A 19580-nucleotide genomic window follows, 5' to 3' on the forward strand; every position below is an offset into this window, starting at 1 on the left:
GACAGAAAGTAAAAACCCGCCTCTAGGGCGGGTTGGGTGCTGCAGTCGTGAGCTAGCCCGCCAAATAAGGAATGGCGGTAATAATGCTTGGCTGGCAGCGCAATACGGTGGAAGTCATGGCTGGAAATTAGCCGGGCGCCGAGGGCAAGTCAATGGTCAATTTTCTTTGGCTTCTGTAGGCTCGGGATTCTGCTCATTGTCCCAAGGAAGGAAACCATGAAGTCTGTCGCCCTGCCCCTGATTGCCCTGCTCGCCTTTGCTGGCTACACCGTTTCGGTGATGCTCCAGGCAGAACAGTCGTTGATCGAGTTTGGCATCAGCCTGATGTCGCGGCCTGATACGGCGCAGGTGGTGATTGATCTGTACCTGCTGGCGACGCTGGCCGGGGTGTGGATGTACACGGATGCGCGTAAGCGTGGGCGGTCAGCATTGTCAGTCATTCCCTATCTTTTACTCACTGCGGTTTTTGTGTCGATTGGGCCGTTGTTGTATCTCGTGGTTCGTGGAATACAGGATCGGAAGTTGTGCTCTTGATGCCGCTTTCGCGAGCAAGCCCGCTCCCACTTTTAATCTCTGGTGTTCATCCGTTTTGTGCTCACAGGAGATCTAATGTGGGAGCGGGCTTGCTCGCGAAGACGGCTTGACATTCAACGCATTCATTTCGCCAACCGTCTGAGCCCCAACACCATCACCCCCGCCCCCAGCATCATCGCCGTGAGAAACAACGGGTATGAAACCCACCACGGCGTGCCCGCGGTCATCATGCTGAACTCGGACATGCCGCCAATGCTCGCAATCAGGTTCAGCGGCAAAAACACTACGTTGATCAGCGTCAGTTTGCGCAGCAGGTTGTTCATGCTGTTGTTCATCAGGTTACCCCGGGCGTCGATAAGCCCGGAGAACACCGTGGAGTAAATTTCCGCCTGTTTGTAGCACTGGTTGTTTTCGATGATCAGGTCGTCGATCAGGCCGATGGCCTCGGCGCTGAAGCGCTCCTTTTCCGCGTGATTGCGCAGCCGGGTCAGGACCGCGCCGTTGCTGTGAATCGCGTTGATGTAATAAATCAGGCTTTCGCTGAGGTTGAACATCTGGATCAGGTGCTGGTTCTGCATCGACGCGTTGAATTTTTGCTGCAACTCGCGCGCAACCAGCTTGATCACCTTGAGGTGGCCCAGGTAGTGATGGATGTTGTTGAACAGCAGGTCGAGCAGTACATCCAGTGGCGTGTTCAACTTCTGCCGGGTGCCGAGCCCATGCAGCGGTGAATCGTCGGTGGCGATCACCAGCAATCGCTGCGCACAAAACAACAAACCGCAGGACGACACTTCGAATGCGAGGCTGCCAGCGCCGGAATAGTTTTCCGGACGCTTCCAGATCAGGAACAAGTTGTCGGGATGAAACTCGATACGCGACACCTCGTCCGGGTCCAGCGCCGAGGCCAGCGCGTGTTCATCGAGTTTGAAATGGCTGTGCAGCAAGTCGCGCTCGGCCGCGTCGGGGTTGCTGAACAGCATCACTTCAGCGTCCAGCCGTTCGACCGCTTGCAGCGCACCGTGGGTCAGTTGAAAGCTCTTGATCATCGGCCTGTCACCAGGCCTGGCCGCGACGTTTCAGTTCCAGCCGGCGGACGAACTCTTCCAGTACCAGCGAGTACAAATCGTCCTGCAAGTACGCGTCTTCGATGCCCGCGTCCATGTTCGGGTTGTCGTTGACCTCGATCACCACCACCTTGTCACCGGACTGCTTGAGGTCGACGCCGTAGAGGCCGTCGCCAATGAGGTTGGCGGTTTTCACCGCCAGCTCCACGACGGCGCGCGGTGCTTCGTGAACCGCCAGGGTGCGGCATTCGCCGTTGATGTCCTGACCCTTGGCCTTGTGGTTGTAGATCTGCCAGTGGCCCTTGGACATGAAATATTGGCAGGCAAAGATCGGTTTGCGGTTGAGCACACCAATGCGCCAGTCGTATTCGGTGTAGAAGAACTCCTGAGCCAGCAACAGCACCGAGTGCTCAAACAGTTCGGCGGTCGCTTCGAGCAAGGCTTGCTGGCTTTCGACCTTGATCACCCCTCGGGAGAAGCAACCGTCGGGGATCTTCAACACCAGCGGAAACCCCAGCCGCTCACCGACCCGTTCGAAGTCTTCCGGTCGTTCCTTGTAGAGGATTTCGGTGGCGGGCATGCCCAACTGATGGCTGTTGAGCAGGTCGGTCAGGTAGACCTTGTTGGTGCAGCGCAGGATCGAGGCCGGATCATCCATTACCACCAGCCCTTCGCTCTCGGCTTTCTTGGCGAAGCGGTAGGTGTGGTTGTCGACGCTTGTCGTCTCGCGGATCAGCAGGCCGTCGTATTCGGCGATGCGCGCGTAGTCCTTGCGCTCGATCAGCTCCACGTCGATGCCCAATGTCTTGCCGACGCGTACGAAATTGTCCAGCGCCTTGGGGTTGGACGGCGGCAGTGCTTCCTGCGGATCGTGCAGGATCGCCAAGTCATAGCGGGCCACTCGTCGCGAACGGGGGATGCGCCAGATCTTGCGGCTGAAACTGTCGAGTGAATGGGCGAACTGATCTTCCTGATCTTCACGCAACTTGTGCAAGGCGCCAGACTTTATCCCTTCAATGTGCCAACCGTTAGTTCGACGAAACTCAACTAACAATATCGGGCACGGAAACACTTCAAACAACTGTCGCGCCAAATCCTGTAACGGCTCGATGTGCGTCTTGCCAAAATACAGGGTCAAGGTAAAGCCTTCGGTATCGCTGTAAAGATGATGACTGAGGGCTTTCTCCAGGGTTTTATCCAGGTCATCCAGCGCCAGGCCGTACAGCGATTTCTTGGTCAGCTCGCTGATGGTGCGCACTGACGGAATGACCTTGTGCCCCCTTGCCTCGGCCAGCAGCGAGCAGTAATACCCGTGCCCGAGGTACTTGTAGCTGCGGCACAGGTTGATCACCTGAACCCGTTTACCCTGCTCGTTATCGCGGGTCTGCTCGAGGTATTCCTGCGCCGTGACGATGTCTTCGCTGGGAAAGTAGGACGCCCAGTCTTCCTTGCGTTCGACGATGATAATCAACTGGCTGGAGGTTCTAACCGTGTCATTTAAAAAAGTTGCCGCCGGCAAAGTTTGCTCGGATACTTCGCGCCAATGACCCTGTACCGCTGACATAGTGATTGATCCGTTGGAGAACAAGACCTTTCCTATTAAGCACGAACTTTTTCGAAAGTCCCGTTTCGTTACGCAACTTTTACGGCGGTCATATGAATCCTGTCTTTCGCTTGGCGGTAGTTGAAGACTTACCCGCGTTACTGGCACTCGAACAGCAATGCTTCACCACGGACCGGCTCACCAGTCGCAGTTTTCAATGGATGATCACCCGTGCTCACGGACGACTGCTGGTGGCCCAGCGTGGAGAGCAATTGCTGGGTTACGCGGTGGTGTTGTTTCACCGAGGCACATCGCTGGCGCGGCTCTATTCGATTGCCATCGCTGAGCAGGCTCGCGGCAGCGGGCTCGGCAAGCAATTGCTTGAACGCATCGAGGCTTGTGCCCTGGAACACGACTGCGCTTACTTACGGCTGGAAGTGCGCATCGACAACCCCGCCGCCATTGCCCTGTATGAACGCAACGGTTACCGGCGCTTCGCGTTGATCCATGATTATTACCAGGACCACGCCGACGCACTGCGCCTGGAGAAACGTATCCTTGAGCATCGCGACTCGCGCAATATCAACGTGCCCTGGTACGCCCAGACCACCGATTTCACCTGCGGCCCGGCGTGCCTGTTGATGGCCATGGGCGCACTGCAAACCGAGCGCGTGCTGGAGCGCCGCGAAGAATTGCAGATCTGGCGTGAGGCGACCACCGTATTCATGACCTCTGGCCACGGCGGTTGCAGCCCTCAAGGCCTGGCACTGGCGGCAGCGCGGCGCGGGTTTCGCGTGCGTTTGCAAGTGAGCATGGCCGGGCCGTTGTTTCTCGATGGCGTGCGCGATGAGCATAAAAAAGACGTCATGCGCCTGGTGCACGAGGAGTTCGCGGCACAGTTGAACGCCACTGACGTCGAACAGGTGCTCGGCGGGCCGCTGGACCTGCCACGATTATTAGCCGATGCCGGGCAGCCGCTGGTGCTGATCAGCAGTTATCGGCTGACCCGTTCCAAATCGCCGCACTGGGTGGTCATCACCGATTGCGATGAAGAGTTTGTGTACCTGCACGACCCGGATGTCGATCATAGCCAGCATCGTCAGCCCATGGACTGTCAGCATCTGCCGGTCAGCCATGGGGAGTTCGAGAAGATGTGCAGCTTCGGGAGGGGCAAGCTCAGGGCAGCGGTGATTCTGTATGGGCGGGAGTAATCACTGAGTTTGTGTCCAGTCCAGCGCGCGCCATCGCGAGCAGGCTCGCTACCCCATTCGATCTCGGTCAAATGTGGGAGCGAGCCTGCTCGCGAGGGCGCGCGCATGATTGTTACTTGAGCCCGACCTTGTACAACACGCCATCGTCCTCATCGGTGAGCACATACAAATACCCGTCCGGCCCCTGCCGCACATCCCGAATGCGTTGGTTCAGCTCGCCCATCAAACGCTCTTCGTGAACCACCCTGTCGCCGTCGAACTGCAGGCGAATCAGCTCCTGACTCACCAGCGCACCGATAAACACGTTGTGCTGCCAGACCTTGAAACGGTCAGCGTCGTAAAACGCCATGCCGCTCAGGCCAGGGGATTTTTCCCAGACGTGGTGCGGCGGGACGGTGCCTTCGGCGGTCTTGCCCGTGGATTCGGGAATCGGTTGACCAGAGTAATTGATGCCATGGGTTGCCAGCGGCCAGCCGTAATTCTTGCCGCGCTCGATGATGTTGATCTCGTCACCGCCACGCGGGCCGTGTTCGTTTTCCCAGAGCACGCCGGTCCAGGGATTGAGCGCCGCGCCTTGTGGATTGCGCTGGCCGTAAGACCAGATTTCCGGGCGCACGCCCGCTTGGCCGACAAAGGGGTTGTCGTCGGGCACCTTGCCGTCCGGGTAGATCCGCACGACCTTGCCTTGCAGCTTGTCCAGATCCTGCGCGGTCGGCCGGTCATTATTCTCGCCGAGGGTGATGAACAGGTAGCCGTCGCGGTCGAACACCAGTCGCGAGCCGAAGTGATTGCCGACCGAGAGTTTGGGCTCCTGACGGAAGATCACGTTGAAATTCCTGATCGCTGTCAGGTCTTCCGACAGTTGTCCGCGACCGACCGCCGTGCCCGCCTTGTTCCCCTCGCCGCCACCTTCGGCGTAGGACAGATAAACGGTGCGGTCCTGTTTGAAGTCGGGCGAGAGCACCACATCAAGCAGGCCGCCCTGCCCTTTGGCCCACACCTTCGGCACGCCACTGAGCGGCGCCGACAGTTTACCCTCGGCGCTGACCACACGCAGGTTGCCGGGCCGTTCGGTCACCAGCATTCCTTTGCGATCGGGCAGAAACGCCAAGGCCCACGGGTGATCCAGCCCCTTGACGATCGGTGTGACCTCAAGGGTGCCCTGTTCGCTTTTCAGCGCTTGCGCGGGCGCCGCGAAAACAGGTGCGGCGGCGCTGATCAGTGCGCTGGCACACACGGTGGCCAGGAGGGTTTTACGCGACATGCACGATTCCTTTTGTCGTCTGAATGGCTGGCAAGACCTGCGTCCTGTCGCTCAACGGTTGCTGGTGTCTGCGTCCCGATGAGGCGGGTTGGGGATGAATTTCGGTGGACTGGCGGGCGCCGGCCGGTCCTGGGGATAGCGGTTACCGATACCGCCATTGTCCAGCGTCGGAGGCCGCGGAACGGGAACCGTGTTCGGCCCGCGAATCGCTGGCGCATTGGGTTGGGTGCCTTGCATGCTGTTGGGGTTGGTCCGGCGGATCGGGCTGTTGTAAGGGTTGCTGGCGGCGCCCGTCGGGCTCTGGGCCAACAGTAAAGGGAATGTGGGCGACGGGGCCGCAGCCTGGGCCAGATTGCTCAGCACGCCACTCAGGGCCAACGCGGTGACGCCCAGCACAAATCGGTTCATGGGTAGCCTCTCTACGTGGATAGAGCCTTCGATAGCACGCTACGCCCAGGGTTCGGATTTGTTAACCAAAACCTCCCCGGCAAGATGTAACACGAAGTTGATCCCCCGGCCGGACGGGGTCGTACGCCGCTGAAACTTTTGCGCAGGGCCACGGGTCACCTGATCATCACTCGCGAGTAGACGACCATGGCACGGGCAATCTGGAAAGGCGCGATCAGTTTCGGACTGGTGCATATCCCTGTGGCGCTGGTCTCGGCGACGTCTTCGCAAGGGGTGGATTTCGACTGGCTCGACAGCCGCAGCATGGACCCGGTGGGCTATAAGCGCGTGAACAAGGTCACCGGCAAGGAAGTGACCAAGGAGCACATCGTCAAGGGCGTGCAGTACGAAAAGGGTCGCTACGTGGTGCTCAGCGAAGAGGAAATCAAGTCGGCGCACCCGCTGTCCACGCAGACCATCGACATTTTTTCCTTCGTCGACAGCGAACAAATCCCCCTGCAAAACATCGACACGCCCTATTACCTGGCGCCGGATAAACGCGGAGGCAAGGTGTATGCGCTGTTACGGGAAACGCTGAGTAAAACCAACAAGGTTGCCCTCGCCCACGTCGTGTTGCATACCCGTCAGCATTTGGCCGCGCTGATGCCGTTGGACTCGGCCATGGTGCTGGTGATGCTGCGCTGGCCGGCGGAAGTGCGCAGTCTCGACACGCTCGAACTGGGCAGCGAGGTGACAAAAGCGGAATTGGCCAAGGGTGAACTGGAAATGGCTAAACGCTTGGTGGAGGACATGAGCGGCGACTGGAGCCCGGACGATTATCGCGACAGTTTCGAAGACAAGATCATGGCGCTGGTCGAGAAAAAGGCTAACGAAGGGAAGATTGAGGATGTTGAGTCGGCGACGGACGAAGAGGAACGTAAGACAGCGGATGTTATCGATTTGACCGAGTTGCTCAAGCGCAGTTTGGGGGGCAAGGCTGGCGGTAAAGCGGTGGCCAAAGCGAAGTCGACGGAGAAGCCGGCGGCGGCGAAAAAAACTACGAAACGGTCGAGTGGTTGACCGATTGTTGGGGACCCGAAAGTTTCGGGGAGCGTTTGCCGGCCTCATCGCGGGCAAGCCCGCTCCCACAGGGTTTAGCGTTGATTACGCGATCGATGGCAAACACTGAAACTTGTGGGAGCGTTTGCCCGCGATGGCGTAGTGAGAGGCGACGCAAACATCAGATCCAGACAAAAATCGCCAACAACCCGGCAAAAATCGCCCACTTCTCCAGGTAATACAGCTTGCGGTTACGCTTCTTCAACGCTTTGCCCCGCAGGCGAACCTTGTAGATTTTGGTGAACAGACGATTGATGCCTCCGGTCTTGTCGCCCTCATCGTTTGGCGCGCCCGCCGCCGACATCACGTTACGGCTGAACCAGCCATTCAACGCCGCCGCCCAGCGATACTTCATCGGTCGCTCGATGTCGCAGAACAAAATGATGCGGTTCTGTTGGGTGGTGTTTTCGGCATAGTGAATGAAGGTCTCGTCGAACATCACCGCTTCGCCGTCACGCCAATGGTAGTTTTCGCCATCGACGTTGATGTAGCAACCGGCGTCGTTCGGCGTCTCCAGGCCCAGGTGATAACGGTACGAACCGGCATACGGATCGCGGTGGCGCACCAGCTTCGAGCCCGGCGGCAGTTCGGCGAACATCGCCGCCTTGATCGAGCCGATGCTCTGCACCAGTTCGGTGGTGCGCGGGCAAAGCTTCATTGCCGATGGATGGCTGTCGCCGTACCACTTCAGATAGAAACGCTTCCAGCCGGTTTTGAAGAACGAGTTGAAGCCGACATCGTCGTACTGGTTCGAACGCTTGATCTCACCCGCCTTGAGCAGGTTCTGGCCTTCGGCGCGGATTTCTTCCCAATGGGTCTGCAACGGGCTCAGGTCCGGGAAGTCGGCCGGATCAAAGTATGGCTTGTTGGGGATTTTCGAGAACAGATAGAGGAAGCAATTGATCGGCGCGAGAAACGTCGAGTGATCGCTCAGTTGGCGACCCAGCTTGTGGCGCACGCGACCGCGCAGGTGGACGTACGCAATCGATACAACATAAATAGCGGCAATGATCAGTTTCACGGAAATCGTCACACGTCAGAAGTGAACAAACTGCGTCCCCGGCCAGCCCAACGGCTCAAGGATCTTGTGCAGCGTCTGAATACGAAACAGCGTTCCTGAGGCGCGTCCTTGAGCATGCCGGCGGCCGGCATCCGGTTGAGAGATGGCATTTTAGTCACAGTTTGTAACCAATAGTTAACCTTCAGATGTGAAAATCTGTCCGCTGGTACCGCCAAAGCGCCCGTGCGGCCTCAACGCCCTATCGTTTAAAGAGCCAGACCAGTACAATCGCCGCCAAACATTACGCGCCCCCCTTGGTTGATGACGGGAATGAACCCCGTCTCAGCGCACTTTGACTCGGGCCAAGCGCTCCAACTGCTGCTGTCCACTTATTGCCAGATGGACCTTCCGCTTCTGACCGGGATGCATTTCCCGTGGTTTGAATACCGGAAACGGGTACTGAATCGGTACTGCCGCAACCCTAGCTACTCTGAATGCTTCGCAGGAAAAACCTTTGATCTCTACAGCTAACATCACGATGCAGTTCGGCGCCAAGCCGCTATTCGAAAACGTTTCGGTCAAATTCGCCGCGGGCAACCGCTACGGCCTGATCGGCGCCAACGGTTGCGGCAAGTCGACTTTCATGAAAATCCTCGGCGGCGACCTCGAGCCGTCCGGCGGCCAGGTCATGCTCGAGCCGAACGTGCGTCTGGGTAAATTGCGCCAGGACCAGTTCGCCTACGAAGAATTCACCGTGATCGACACCGTGATCATGGGTCACGAAGAACTGTGGAAGGTTAAAGCCGAGCGCGACCGCATCTACTCGCTGCCGGAAATGACCGAAGAAGACGGCATGGCCGTGGCCGAGCTGGAAACCGAATTCGCCGAAATGGACGGCTACACCGCCGAATCCCGTGCCGGCGAACTGTTGCTGGGCCTGGGTATCGGCATCGAGCAGCACTTTGGCCCGATGAGCGAGGTTTCCCCAGGCTGGAAACTGCGCGTATTGCTGGCGCAGGCGCTGTTCTCCGATCCTGAAGTGCTGTTGCTCGACGAACCGACCAACCACCTGGACATCAACACCATCCGCTGGCTGGAAAACATCCTGACCCAACGCTCCAGCCTGATGATCATCATCTCTCACGACCGTCACTTCCTGAACAGCGTGTGCACTCACATGGCTGACCTGGATTACGGCGAGCTGCGCCTGTTCCCGGGCAACTACGACGAGTACATGACCGTGGCGACCCAGTCCCGCGAGCAACTGCTGTCGGACAACGCCAAGAAGAAAGCCCAGATTTCCGAACTGCAATCGTTCGTCAGCCGCTTCTCGGCCAACGCCTCGAAAGCCAAGCAGGCCACTTCCCGCGCCAAAGCGATCGACAAGATCCAACTGGCCGAGGTCAAGCCTTCGAGCCGTGTGAGCCCGTTCATCCGTTTCGAACAAACCAAGAAGCTGCACCGTCAGGCGGTCATCGTCGAGCGCATGGCCAAAGGTTTCGACGGCAAGACACTGTTCAAGGACTTCAGCTTCCAGGTTGAAGCTGGCGAGCGCGTTGCGATCATCGGCCCGAACGGTATCGGTAAAACCACCCTGCTGCGCACCCTGGTCAACGAACTGACCCCGGACGCCGGCACCGTGAAATGGACCGACGCCGCGGAACTGGGCTACTACGCTCAGGACCACGCGCACGACTTCGAAGACGACTGCAACCTGTTCGACTGGATGGGCCAGTGGACCCAGGGCGGCGAGCAAATCGTTCGCGGCACCCTTGGGCGCATGCTGTTCTCCAACGACGAGATCCTCAAGTCGGTCAAAGTCATCTCCGGTGGTGAGCAAGGTCGGATGCTGTTCGGCAAGCTGATCCTGCAAAAGCCGAACGTGCTGATCATGGATGAACCGACCAACCACTTGGACATGGAATCCATCGAGGCGCTGAACCTGGCGCTGGAAAACTACCCGGGCACGCTGATCTTCGTCAGCCACGACCGTGAGTTCGTATCGTCGCTGGCGACCCGCATCATCGAGTTGAGCGCCAACGGCGTGATCGACTTCAGCGGCACCTATGACGATTACCTGCGCAGCCAAGGCGTCGTGTTCTAAACAAGCCTGCTTCGACTGAAAGCCCCGTCCTTGTGACGGGGCTTTTTGCATTTTCAGTATCAAACAGCTTGAGCCTGCGCTAACCCGATCGTGTAGGAGCTGGCTTGCCAGCGATGGCGATCTCGCGGACGCCATCGCCGGCAAGCCAGCTCCTTAACGTTAGCGATCAGTCTGGAGAAAGTAGTTAGCCTGCTTTCTTTTATTCCACACCCGCGCCATGATGCAGTTCTCCCACCGCCGCCCGCGAACGAGCCCTATGTCTGCGCCGCAACTGCCACCGCAAAGCTCCATGGCGATCACCCTGCAGATCGTCTCCATCGTTTTCTATACCTTTATTGCCTTCCTCTGCATCGGCCTGCCGATTGCGGTGTTGCCAGGTTATGTCCACGAGCAGCTCGGTTTCAGTGCGGTCGTGGCCGGGTTGACCATTGGTTCGCAATACCTCGCCACCCTGCTCAGCCGTCCGATGGCCGGGCGCATGTCGGACAGCATCGGCACCAAACGCTCGATTGTTTACGGGTTGTCGGGGATTGTCTTGAGCGGCGCGCTGACGTTGCTGTCGACACTGCTGCAAAGCTTTCCGCTGACGAGCCTGTTGATCCTGATCGCCGGCCGCTTGTTGCTGGGCATCGCACAGGGCTTGATCGGCGTGGGCACCATCAGTTGGTGCATGGGCCAGGTCGGTGCGGAACACACCGCGCGTTCGATCTCGTGGAATGGCATCGCATCCTACGGGGCCATTGCGATTGGCGCACCGCTCGGCGTGGTGATGGTGGCGGAATACGGCTTTGCCAGCCTCGGGATCGCGCTGTCGGCGCTGGCCGCGTTAGCGCTGCTGCTGATCCGCAACAAACCCTCGGTGCCGGTGGTTCGCGGCGAGCGTCTGCCCTTCTGGGCGGTGTTCGGGCGTATTGCGCCGTTCGGCGCGAGTTTGAGCCTGGCGTCAATCGGCCACGGCACGTTGACCACCTTTATTACCCTGTATTACGTCAACCGTGGCTGGACCGGCGCCGCGTACTGCCTGACGGTGTTCGGCGTGTGCTTCATTCTGGCGCGACTGCTGTTCATTTCGAGCATCAGCCGTTTTGGTGGGTTCACTTCGGCGATTGTCTGCATGAGCATTGAAACAGCGGGCCTGGTGCTGCTGTGGCTCGCGCCGTCGACCGGTTTTGCGCTGATCGGCGCGGGTCTGGCCGGGTTTGGCTTGTCGCTGGTGTACCCCGCGCTGGGGGTGGAAGCCATCAAACAGGTACCCAACTCCAGTCGGGGCGCGGGTTTGAGTGCTTATGCGGTGTTTTTCGATCTGGCGCTGGCGATTGCCGGACCGCTGATGGGCGCGGTGGCGTTGAACCTGGGGTATTCGTGGATTTTCTTCAGTGCGGCAATGTTGTCGATTACCGGCCTGGCGCTGACTCTGTTACTGAAACGCCGCGCACTAACCCTGTAGGAGCCCGGATTAGCGGCGATGGCGATTTCGAGGGCGCCATCGCCGGCAAGCCAGCTCCCACACGGGGTGCGTGAACCCTATTGATCGGCGGTTTGCATGCCGGCGCGGGTCGGTTTGCCCAATGCGTGGGAGAAGAAGCGTCCAGCTTCGGAAATCATGTTGCGGTGGATGTCCTCGCGATCGACACCGTCGGCATCGGTGCACAGCGCCGGCATCGCCGCGATCTGTTCTTCGTTGCACGGCGCCATGAACACGAAGTGCCCTGCCCCGGCCAGTAACTTGAAGTCCGGTGCCGTCGGCAGTTTGCGCGCCAGTGCGGCGGCATTTTTGTCGAAGGCCACCAGTTTATCGCCGTCACCGCTGTACAGCAGCACCGGCACATGCACGTCGGCCAGGGTATGACGGCCGAACTTCAGGCTCAACGGCGCCATCAGCAACAGCGCGTGAACCCGTGGATCCGCCACCGGCTGCAAGTCATCACGGTCGACGATCAATTCGCCTTGGGTGTTGCAAGCATCACGGTCGTCCGGACGCTCCTGGCAATAGCGACGCAGTCGATCCAGATCCGGCGTCGCGCCCGACAGAATCAGCGCCGTCTCCCCACCGGCCGAATAACCGATTACCCCCACCTGATCGGCATTGACGAACGGCGCGAGCATGCGGTCGCCCAGCGTCGCGGTAATGGCTTCGGAAATCTGGATCGGCCGTCCGTACAGGTTGCTCAAGGTGCCGAGGCGACTGTGGTCTTTCGAGTTATCGCCGGGATGAATCACCGCCACCACGACAAAACCCTTGCGCGCCAGCGAGGTGGCGAGGTCGTGCAGGGCCAGCGGGGTTCCGGTGTTGCCGTGGGACAACATCAGCATCGGGAAGCGGCCAATGGCGACGCGGGTGTCTTCGCCCGCTTCGACCGTGTAGCCCTCGAGTTTGCTGGAGTGTTCGCGGTCGCTGGAGGGGTAGAACGCGATGGCGCGCATCGGTTGCAGGTCCAGCGGGTCGAGAAAACTCATCTCATGGAAACCGACGCTCCAGTGAGGATGCGGCGCAGGCGCGGCGTGCACTGAATTCAGGCTGCTGAGCAGGCAAATCAGTAACGTTGCACAAAGACGCACCATGGGATGCCCCACCTTTGTTACTTGACCGGGAAGCCCGTTCTCCATCGACTGCCGAGGAAGCGGCCTTGTACCCGCATTTGCGGCCAGCAAGGTCGTTACAGAACGGGGACGTTAAACCCTCGACTGCATAACCTGGGCCACAACATGAAAGATTGCGCAATGTTCAGAAACAAAAAACTCCGTATCTGACCTTGCGGGATCAGAATACAGAGTTTTTTGGGGTGTTGCCCGAGCTGATTTAAACCTTTACGCAAGCCTTACGCGACGGCGAACAGTTGCTCGCTGATTTGCGTGCGGGCATCGCTCATGGCTTTGGTGCGCACTTCGTCACCGTACGCCAGGCCTTCAGCACGGACGAACTCGATGTCGGTGATCCCGAGGAAGCCGAACAGCAACTTCAAATACTCTTCGTGCGCAACACCGGACGCCTGACCGGCATGCAAACCGCCGGAAGTCGAAACGATCACGACTTTCTTGCCACCGCACAGACCTTCAGGGCCGGCTTCGGTGTAACGGAAGGTCTGACCGGCAACGGCGATACGGTCAATCCAGGCCTTAAGTTGGGTCGGGATAGTGAAGTTGTACATCGGTGCTGCGATGACGACGGCATCGGCGGCGAGGAATTCGGCCAGCGTCGAAGCGCTCAATTCAGCTTCGTGCTGCTGCGCGGCGTTGCGCAGTTCAGCGGTGGTGCCGGCGGCGACCAGGGTCGTGGCGGAGAAGTGGCTGATGGCATCGCTGGCCAGGTCGCGGTAAGTCACGACGGCGGTCGGCTCGGCGGTTTTCCAGGCGTTGACGACTTCGCTGCTCAGCTGACGGGAAGCCGAGTTGTCACCAAGAATGCTCGAATCGATATGCAGTAGTTTCATGTGGGATCTCCAGGTGAGGATCGCCACGGGGCGATCTGATGGAGACAATCCTACAGACGAAACCAATAGCTGATTAGACCGCAACAATGCGATAGTTCGTCTCACTGATAGAACAATCGAGTTCAAACCATGCAAGACCTCAATGACCTCTACTACTTCGCCAAGGTGGTCGAAGCCGGCGGTTTCGCGGCAGCCGGGCGTTTGCTGGGGATTCCCAAGTCGCGGTTGTCACGCCGCATCGCCGAACTCGAAGAACGCCTGGGTGCGCGCCTGCTGCAACGCACCACCCGGCAACTTAAGTTAACGGCAGTGGGCGAGCGCTATTTGCGCCACTGTCAGGCGATGTTGCTGGAAGCCGAGATGGCCGATGAGGCCGTGGCCAGCATGTCCAGTGAACCTCGCGGACGCTTGCGGGTGTCCGCCCCCGTCGGGCTGGCTCACGAAATGTTGCCGACGGTGATCAGCAAATTCCTCGAGAAATACCCCCATGTTCAACTGGAGGTCATGCTGGTAAACCGCCGGGTTGACTTGGTGACCGAGGGCGTCGACGTCGCGCTGCGAGTTCGCGAGCCGGGTGATGAAGACCCGCTGCTGGTCACCCGGCGCCTGCGACAGGCGCAGATGCTGATGGTTGCCAGCCCGGATTTTCTGCATGGCCGGCAGATCAATCACCCCGAGGACCTCAAGGGCTTGCCGGTGCTCGGCGCACTTGAAGCGGACCGCATGGTGCACATCCGTATGCTCGACCAACAGGGTAAAAGTCATGAACTCGCCCTCGAGGCACGACTGGGCATCGATGACTTTATCGTGCGCAGGGCCTGCACCCTCGCCGGCCAGGGCTTTACCATGCTGCCGATGATGTATTGCGAAGAGGAATTGGCAAGCGGCGCGCTGGTGCAATTGCTGCCGGACTGGTCTTTACCTGGCGGCTGGCTGCAAGCGGTCTACCCTCATCGGCGCGGGGTGATGCCGGCCGTTCGCGCCTGGCTCGACCATTTGATCGAATCATTCAATGCCTGTGGGGACCGACTGATATGAAGGCTGGGCGTATGAGCGAAGAGGACGTCGCGCAATTCTGTCTCGCGTTGCCGGGGGCGCGGGAAGATTACAAATGGGGAGGCGTGCGGGTGTTTTCGATTGCCGGGAACAAGATGTTCGCCCTGCAAAACCTGCGTGGCGACTCATTGGCGTTCAAGGTCGACAAGGATCTGTTTCTGGGGCATTGCGACCGCCCGGGGATTCATCCGGCGCCGTATCTGGCGCGGGCCCAGTGGATCATCATGCCAACGCCCTACCCGCTGGGTAGCGAAGAACTGCAAGGGCTGCTGCAACGTTCTCATCAACTGGTGGTGCGCAAACTGCCCAAACGCACGCAGGTCGGGCTGCTGCTTTAAAGCAGCGCCAGATTGGCGCCGAGGAACAGTTGATCGATCCAGAACACTTGATGCAGCAGCACGATCACCCAGAACAGCAACTGAAACGACACTTTGCGGGTCTTGTGTCGAAACACCTGCTGCGCGAGCAAGGCGCCCGGCCAGCCGCCAGCGAGTTCCACCGCATGCAACACATTCTCCGGTGTACGCCAGCGGTCGGTGCGGGCCTTGCGTTTGTCGCTCCAATAAAGGAAGAACGCCAGCACGCTGACGATGCCGTAGGCTGCCAGGGGCACCAGAGAAATCCCTCGCAACCAGAACGACATCGAGCCGAACAACGGCAGCGCACACACCATCGCGAACACCAGCAATTTCAGCCGTGGGTTCTGGATCCCGCCGCCGGACCGGCCTCCGGGATTGTTGCGTGCGCTGGCGTCATTCATGGCTTGGCGGCGGTCCAGTCAACCCAGCCAAACTGCCACGTGGCGAGAATGAGCAGGCCGAAAGCGATGCGATACCAGGCGAACGCCGCGTAGCTGTGGCTGGCGATGAACTTGAGCAAGCCCCTGACGGCAATCATTGCGAAAATGAACGCGGTGACGAAGCCGATGGCGAACACCGGGAAGTCCGCCGGGACGAACAGGTCGCGGTATTTGTAACCCGAGTACACCGCCGCGCCGACCATGGTCGGCATCGCCAGGAAAAACGAAAACTCGGTGGCCGTCTTGCGCGACAGCCCGAACAGCAAACCGCCAATAATTGTCGAGCCTGAACGCGAGGTGCCCGGAATCATGGCCAGGCACTGGGCGAAACCGACTTTCAAGGCATCTTTCCAGGTGATCTCGTCAACGGTTTCGGCATGCACTTCATGCTGACGCTGCTCTGCCCACAACATCACGATGCCGCCCACGACCAATGCGGTGGCGACGGTAATCGGGTTAAACAGGTAATGGTGGATCAGGTCGGCGAAAACCACCCCCAGGACCACAGCCGGCATAAAGGCAATCAGCAGGTTGGCGGTAAAGCGTCGGGCGCCGGGCTGCGTCGGCAAACCGATGACGACATCGAAAATCTTGCGGCGAAATTCCCACACCACCGCGAGGATCGCCCCAAGCTGAATAATGATGTTGAATGCCATGGCCCGCTCGCCGCCGAAATTGAGCAGGTCGGCCACGATGATCTGGTGTCCGGTACTGGAAATGGGCAAAAACTCCGTCAGCCCTTCTACAACGCCAAGTATCAATGCCTGGAAGGCAGTCCAAAGATCCATCAATCCCCCAAAAAGCGATGCGCTACCGCATGCCCCGTTAATATTTTTCAAAACATTGACTGCGATCAGCGTAGCTGCAGCCCGACGCGCACAGAATCCAGACGGAACCGTAAAAATCCCGTGAAAAATCGACGTGGATTCAGGTTTTTCCGTGCGGGGCCGAAATCCTATCAGACAAGGCTGAATAACGCTGCCACGTTATTGGACTTGGGTCGGATATGCCCGATTGGCAAAGTGTGGTTGGATGCTGGCCGTCGTTTATTACAAGAAAAAGAAACAGGAGTGACCGCGTTATGAACAGCTTGCGCAATATGTCGATCAGCCGACGTCTGTGGCTGATTTTGATCGTGGCCGTCATGATGCTTTTGACGTTGGGCGTGTTGATGCTCAAACAGATTCACGAGGACCTCTATCACGCCAAGGCGCAGAAAACCCAGCACGTCGTGCAGACGGCCAGCGGCATTCTGACCTACTACCACGGGCTCGAAACCGCCGGCACGCTGACGCGCGAGGCCGCGCAAAAACAAGCGCTGACTGCCGTTCGCGGCCTGCGCTATGACCAGAACGATTACTTCTGGATCAACGACCTGACGCCAGTGATGATCATGCACCCGGCCAACCTGAAACTCGATGGCCAGAACCTCTCGGCGATCCGCGACCCGGACGGGTTTGCGCTGTTCAATGAAATGGTCGCCCTCGCCAAGGCCAAGGGCGCCGGTGCGATCGACTATCGTTGGCCGAAACCGGGCGCCAGCGAGCCGGTCGCCAAAACCTCCTACGTCAAACTCTTCGAACCGTGGGGCTGGGTGATCGGCTCGGGCGTGTACATCGATGACATGCAAGCCGAGTTTATGGGCCAGGTCTGGAAGGCGTCCGTTGTAGGGCTGGTGATCGCCGCCATCATGGCGTTGCTGGTGATCCTGATTGCCCGCAGCATCGTCCGCCCGCTGCAGGACACCGTGAACGCCATGGCCAACATCGCCAGCGGCGAGAGCGATCTGACGCGTAGCCTCGACACCCATGGCCAGGACGAAGTCACGCAGCTGGCACACCATTTCAACGCGTTCACCGCCAAGCTGCGGCGGGTGATTGGTGAATTGCAGGTGTCCGCCAGTGCCCTGGGCCAGTCGTCCAGCGAACTGGGCAACGACGCCGTCGAGGCTCAGCAACGCAGCCAGCAGCAATCGCAACAGATGGAACTGGTGGCCACGGCCATCAATGAAGTGACCTATGGCGTGCAGGACGTGGCGAAGAACGCCGAACATGCCGCCAGTGAAATGCGCGATGCCGAGTCTCAGGCGCAGCAGGGCCAGGTCAACATCGACAGCAGCCTGCAACAAATCGACAAACTGTCTTCGACGATTGATCAGGCCGTGGAGGTCATCCGCACCCTCGCCGCCGAAAGCACTCAGATCGGCAGCGTACTGGAAGTGATCCGTTCCATCGCCGAGCAAACCAACCTGCTGGCCCTCAACGCGGCCATCGAAGCCGCCCGTGCCGGTGAGCAAGGTCGCGGGTTTGCCGTCGTCGCCGATGAAGTGCGCCTGCTGGCTCAGCGCACGCAGAAGTCCACTGCCGAGATCCAGGCGATGATCGAACGCCTGCAAAGCCACTCCGAAGCGGCGGTCAAGGTGATCGGCGACAGCAGCCGCGCCTCGCAAGTGACCATCGAACAGGCCGGCCTCGCCGGTGCAAGCCTGAATGCCATTGGCCAGGCACTGCGCAATCTCAACGGGTTGAACGCGTCCATTGCCAGCGCCACTCTGCAACAGGCCCATGTGGTCGAAGACATCAACCAGAATGTGACCCAGGCGGCCGGTTTGTCCCACAGCACGGCGCTGGCGGCGGAACAGTCGAGCGTGGCCAGCGCCCACCTCAAGGATTTGAGTGAACAGTTGAACGGGTTGCTCAAGCAATTTCGCGTGTAGGCGCCAGGCCTGTCGGATCACCGCACCGCAGCGATGGCGACCATGAAATCACCATCGCCGGCAAGCCGGGCTCCTACAAGTCAGCGGGAGCATTCTCCACTGCCAGCGCAGCCTCATCGCCACAATCCGGGTACAATCCGCCCCCCTCTTTTTCTCCTCCAAGGAACCTCCATGTCCGGGCTTGAACTGTTTGCCGCCGCCCTCGGTGTCATTGCCGTCTGGTTGACGGTCAAACAGAACCCCTGGTGCTGGCCGATCGGCCTGGTCATGGTGTCGCTTTACAGCTGGGTCTTTTTTGAAGTGAAGCTGTATTCGGACATGCTCTTGCAGGTGATCTACGCAGCGTTGCAGCTCTATGGATGGTGGCAGTGGACGCGCGCGGGGGATGCGCGGCAAGGGCGACAAGTCAGCCAACTCGGGGGCAAATCGATTGCGACAAGTCTGGTCATCGGAGCCCTCGGCAGTCTGTTGCTCGGCGCGGCCATGGCGCACTGGACCGATGCCGCCCAACCCTGGCTCGATGCGGCGTTGACTGGCTTCAGCCTGGTGGCGCAGGTCTGGATGGCGCAAAAGCGCGTTCAATGTTGGCCGTTATGGATCACCCTGGACGTGATTTTCGTTGGGCTCTTCATTTATAAGGGCATGTACCTGACTGCCGGGCTCTATGCGTTGTTTACCCTGATCGCCGTGCAAGGCTGGCGGGAATGGCGTGCCGATCCGGCCTTGCGCCGATGAAAGTCCTGGTCCTCACCGGTCCCGAATCCAGCGGCAAGAGCTGGCTCGCAGCCGAGTTGCAAGCGCGTTTCGGCGGGGTTCTGGTCGACGAATATGTCCGCCGGTTCATCGAGCAGAACCCGCGAGATACCTGCCTGGCCGATGTTCCCGTCATTGCCCGTGGGCAGTTGCAGTGGGAGGACGAGGCCCGCGCCCGGCAGCCACGGCTGCTGATACTCGACACTCACTTGCTGAGCAATATTCTCTGGAGCCAGACGCTGTTTGGCGATTGCCCGCCATGGATTGAGCAAGCGCTGTTGGCTCGGCATTACGATTTGCACCTGTTGCTGTCGCCTGAACAGGTCGAGTGGACGGATGATGGCCAGCGATGCCAACCCGAATTGAGCGAGCGCCAGGCTTTTTTCGAGACCACCCTGACATGGCTGGAGACCCATCAACAGCCTCTTCAGGTGTTACAGGGAAAATGGGCGGAACGGCGCCTGCAAGCACTTCAAGCCGTCGCACTGTTGCTGCAAGCCTGACCTTTTTTAGGGCGGTTCACCCAGTAAATCCCCAGTTTTGCGGGAAAAGCGTCCAAATCTGTTACACCTGCCCCGCCCAAAACAGGCCGTTTGAAC

The 19580-nt window shown here is 59.3% G+C and carries 19 protein-coding genes; 10 read left to right on the forward strand and 9 right to left on the reverse strand.

What is annotated here, in order from left to right:
* The first annotated feature begins 216 nt into the window (after positions 1-216).
* Entirely contained in the window at positions 217-534 is a 318-nt protein-coding gene (locus ACI77H_RS22290) for a DUF2834 domain-containing protein (RefSeq protein WP_407013869.1), read from the forward strand.
* A 122-nt stretch (positions 535-656) separates the two neighbouring features.
* On the opposite strand, the gene ACI77H_RS22295 is transcribed toward ACI77H_RS22290, so the two are convergent.
* Together ACI77H_RS22295 and ACI77H_RS22300 are read right to left on the reverse strand one after the other, a co-directional pair.
* The gene (locus tag ACI77H_RS22295) at positions 657-1580 is read right to left on the reverse strand and encodes a magnesium transporter CorA family protein (protein ID WP_407013870.1); all 924 of its coding nucleotides are present in this window, start codon (positions 1578-1580) and stop codon (positions 657-659) included.
* Between the two features lie 7 nt (positions 1581-1587).
* Positions 1588-3162 carry a RimK family protein gene (locus tag ACI77H_RS22300; protein WP_407013871.1) on the reverse strand — a complete coding sequence of 525 codons (1575 nt, stop codon included), beginning with the start codon at positions 3160-3162 and terminating at the stop codon, positions 1588-1590.
* Positions 3163-3254: 92 nt separating this feature from the next.
* Here ACI77H_RS22300 and rimI point away from each other — a divergent pair, with 92 nt between their 5' ends.
* Positions 3255-4352, forward strand: coding sequence for a ribosomal protein S18-alanine N-acetyltransferase (gene rimI / locus ACI77H_RS22305; protein WP_407013872.1), 1098 nt, complete (start codon positions 3255-3257; stop codon positions 4350-4352).
* Between the two features lie 112 nt (positions 4353-4464).
* Here the strand turns inward: rimI and ACI77H_RS22310 are convergent, their stop codons facing one another.
* Together ACI77H_RS22310 and ACI77H_RS22315 are read right to left on the reverse strand one after the other, a co-directional pair.
* Entirely contained in the window at positions 4465-5616 is a 1152-nt protein-coding gene (locus tag ACI77H_RS22310) for a PQQ-dependent sugar dehydrogenase (RefSeq protein WP_407013873.1), read from the reverse strand.
* Positions 5617-5667: 51 nt separating this feature from the next.
* Positions 5668-6024, reverse strand: a complete 357-nt coding sequence (locus ACI77H_RS22315; RefSeq protein WP_407013874.1) for a hypothetical protein — start codon at positions 6022-6024, stop codon at positions 5668-5670.
* 186 nt (positions 6025-6210) lie between these two features.
* Here ACI77H_RS22315 and ACI77H_RS22320 point away from each other — a divergent pair, with 186 nt between their 5' ends.
* Positions 6211-7083: a Ku protein gene (locus tag ACI77H_RS22320; protein WP_407013875.1), complete on the forward strand. Its 873-nt coding sequence runs from the start codon at positions 6211-6213 to the stop codon at positions 7081-7083.
* Between the two features lie 160 nt (positions 7084-7243).
* On the opposite strand, the gene lpxO is transcribed toward ACI77H_RS22320, so the two are convergent.
* Positions 7244-8143, reverse strand: coding sequence for a lipid A hydroxylase LpxO (gene lpxO, locus ACI77H_RS22325; RefSeq protein WP_407013876.1), 900 nt, complete (start codon positions 8141-8143; stop codon positions 7244-7246).
* Between the two features lie 493 nt (positions 8144-8636).
* Between lpxO and ACI77H_RS22330 the strand changes: the two genes are divergently transcribed.
* Both ACI77H_RS22330 and ACI77H_RS22335 read left to right on the forward strand, forming a co-directional pair.
* Positions 8637-10226 (forward strand): ABC-F family ATPase, encoded by a 1590-nt coding sequence (locus ACI77H_RS22330; RefSeq protein ID WP_407013877.1) that lies wholly within the window; start codon positions 8637-8639, stop codon positions 10224-10226.
* 256 nt (positions 10227-10482) lie between these two features.
* The gene (locus ACI77H_RS22335; RefSeq protein WP_407013878.1) at positions 10483-11673 is read left to right on the forward strand and encodes an MFS transporter; all 1191 of its coding nucleotides are present in this window, start codon (positions 10483-10485) and stop codon (positions 11671-11673) included.
* 77 nt (positions 11674-11750) lie between these two features.
* Here the strand turns inward: ACI77H_RS22335 and ACI77H_RS22340 are convergent, their stop codons facing one another.
* A complete protein-coding gene (locus ACI77H_RS22340; RefSeq protein ID WP_407013879.1) occupies positions 11751-12788 on the reverse strand; it encodes an alpha/beta hydrolase family protein in 1038 nt (345 codons plus the stop codon).
* Between the two features lie 257 nt (positions 12789-13045).
* Complete coding sequence (locus ACI77H_RS22345) at positions 13046-13657, reverse strand: FMN-dependent NADH-azoreductase (protein ID WP_407013880.1); 612 nt, start codon at positions 13655-13657, stop codon at positions 13046-13048.
* Positions 13658-13786: 129 nt separating this feature from the next.
* Between ACI77H_RS22345 and ACI77H_RS22350 the strand changes: the two genes are divergently transcribed.
* Both ACI77H_RS22350 and ACI77H_RS22355 read left to right on the forward strand, forming a co-directional pair.
* Positions 13787-14695 carry a LysR substrate-binding domain-containing protein gene (locus ACI77H_RS22350; protein WP_407013881.1) on the forward strand — a complete coding sequence of 303 codons (909 nt, stop codon included), beginning with the start codon at positions 13787-13789 and terminating at the stop codon, positions 14693-14695.
* Positions 14692-15051, forward strand: coding sequence for an MmcQ/YjbR family DNA-binding protein (locus ACI77H_RS22355; protein WP_407013882.1), 360 nt, complete (start codon positions 14692-14694; stop codon positions 15049-15051). Before ACI77H_RS22350 ends, ACI77H_RS22355 begins: the two co-directional genes overlap by 4 nt.
* Here ACI77H_RS22355 and ACI77H_RS22360 read toward each other — a convergent pair.
* Complete coding sequence (locus tag ACI77H_RS22360; RefSeq protein WP_407013883.1) at positions 15048-15473, reverse strand: DUF1294 domain-containing protein; 426 nt, start codon at positions 15471-15473, stop codon at positions 15048-15050. The genes ACI77H_RS22355 and ACI77H_RS22360 overlap by 4 nt on opposite strands.
* Positions 15470-16300, reverse strand: coding sequence for an undecaprenyl-diphosphate phosphatase (locus ACI77H_RS22365; RefSeq protein ID WP_407013884.1), 831 nt, complete (start codon positions 16298-16300; stop codon positions 15470-15472). Before ACI77H_RS22365 ends, ACI77H_RS22360 begins: the two co-directional genes overlap by 4 nt.
* Positions 16301-16593: 293 nt before the next feature.
* Here ACI77H_RS22365 and ACI77H_RS22370 point away from each other — a divergent pair, with 293 nt between their 5' ends.
* The 3 genes from ACI77H_RS22370 to ACI77H_RS22380 all read left to right on the forward strand — a co-directional run bounded on the left by ACI77H_RS22370 (position 16594) and on the right by ACI77H_RS22380 (position 19484).
* The gene (locus ACI77H_RS22370; protein ID WP_407013885.1) at positions 16594-18228 is read left to right on the forward strand and encodes a methyl-accepting chemotaxis protein; all 1635 of its coding nucleotides are present in this window, start codon (positions 16594-16596) and stop codon (positions 18226-18228) included.
* Positions 18229-18399: 171 nt separating this feature from the next.
* Positions 18400-18963: a nicotinamide riboside transporter PnuC gene (gene pnuC, locus ACI77H_RS22375; protein WP_407013886.1), complete on the forward strand. Its 564-nt coding sequence runs from the start codon at positions 18400-18402 to the stop codon at positions 18961-18963.
* Positions 18960-19484: an AAA family ATPase gene (locus ACI77H_RS22380; RefSeq protein ID WP_407013887.1), complete on the forward strand. Its 525-nt coding sequence runs from the start codon at positions 18960-18962 to the stop codon at positions 19482-19484. Before pnuC ends, ACI77H_RS22380 begins: the two co-directional genes overlap by 4 nt.
* Positions 19485-19580 lie beyond the last annotated feature (96 nt).

Source organism: Pseudomonas sp. O230 (assembly GCF_045447035.1).
In the GTDB taxonomy this organism is placed as follows: domain Bacteria; phylum Pseudomonadota; class Gammaproteobacteria; order Pseudomonadales; family Pseudomonadaceae; genus Aquipseudomonas.

What these genes read in the sequence shown, in the direction of transcription:
- ACI77H_RS22320 (WP_407013875.1), top strand. Translation starts at nt 6,211, where the DNA reads ATGGCACGGGCAATCTGGAAAGGCGCGATCAGTTTCGGACTGGTGCAT.
- ACI77H_RS22295 (WP_407013870.1), bottom strand. Translation starts at nt 1,580, where the DNA reads ATGATCAAGAGCTTTCAACTGACCCACGGTGCGCTGCAAGCGGTCGAA.
- ACI77H_RS22340 (WP_407013879.1), bottom strand. Translation starts at nt 12,788, where the DNA reads ATGGTGCGTCTTTGTGCAACGTTACTGATTTGCCTGCTCAGCAGCCTG.
- ACI77H_RS22335 (WP_407013878.1), top strand. Translation starts at nt 10,483, where the DNA reads ATGTCTGCGCCGCAACTGCCACCGCAAAGCTCCATGGCGATCACCCTG.
- rimI (WP_407013872.1), top strand. Translation starts at nt 3,255, where the DNA reads ATGAATCCTGTCTTTCGCTTGGCGGTAGTTGAAGACTTACCCGCGTTA.
- ACI77H_RS22315 (WP_407013874.1), bottom strand. Translation starts at nt 6,024, where the DNA reads ATGAACCGATTTGTGCTGGGCGTCACCGCGTTGGCCCTGAGTGGCGTG.
- ACI77H_RS22345 (WP_407013880.1), bottom strand. Translation starts at nt 13,657, where the DNA reads ATGAAACTACTGCATATCGATTCGAGCATTCTTGGTGACAACTCGGCT.
- pnuC (WP_407013886.1), top strand. Translation starts at nt 18,400, where the DNA reads ATGTCCGGGCTTGAACTGTTTGCCGCCGCCCTCGGTGTCATTGCCGTC.
- ACI77H_RS22290 (WP_407013869.1), top strand. Translation starts at nt 217, where the DNA reads ATGAAGTCTGTCGCCCTGCCCCTGATTGCCCTGCTCGCCTTTGCTGGC.
- ACI77H_RS22300 (WP_407013871.1), bottom strand. Translation starts at nt 3,162, where the DNA reads ATGTCAGCGGTACAGGGTCATTGGCGCGAAGTATCCGAGCAAACTTTG.
- ACI77H_RS22310 (WP_407013873.1), bottom strand. Translation starts at nt 5,616, where the DNA reads ATGTCGCGTAAAACCCTCCTGGCCACCGTGTGTGCCAGCGCACTGATC.
- ACI77H_RS22370 (WP_407013885.1), top strand. Translation starts at nt 16,594, where the DNA reads ATGAACAGCTTGCGCAATATGTCGATCAGCCGACGTCTGTGGCTGATT.
- ACI77H_RS22380 (WP_407013887.1), top strand. Translation starts at nt 18,960, where the DNA reads ATGAAAGTCCTGGTCCTCACCGGTCCCGAATCCAGCGGCAAGAGCTGG.
- ACI77H_RS22350 (WP_407013881.1), top strand. Translation starts at nt 13,787, where the DNA reads ATGCAAGACCTCAATGACCTCTACTACTTCGCCAAGGTGGTCGAAGCC.
- ACI77H_RS22365 (WP_407013884.1), bottom strand. Translation starts at nt 16,300, where the DNA reads ATGGATCTTTGGACTGCCTTCCAGGCATTGATACTTGGCGTTGTAGAA.
- ACI77H_RS22360 (WP_407013883.1), bottom strand. Translation starts at nt 15,473, where the DNA reads ATGAATGACGCCAGCGCACGCAACAATCCCGGAGGCCGGTCCGGCGGC.
- ACI77H_RS22355 (WP_407013882.1), top strand. Translation starts at nt 14,692, where the DNA reads ATGAAGGCTGGGCGTATGAGCGAAGAGGACGTCGCGCAATTCTGTCTC.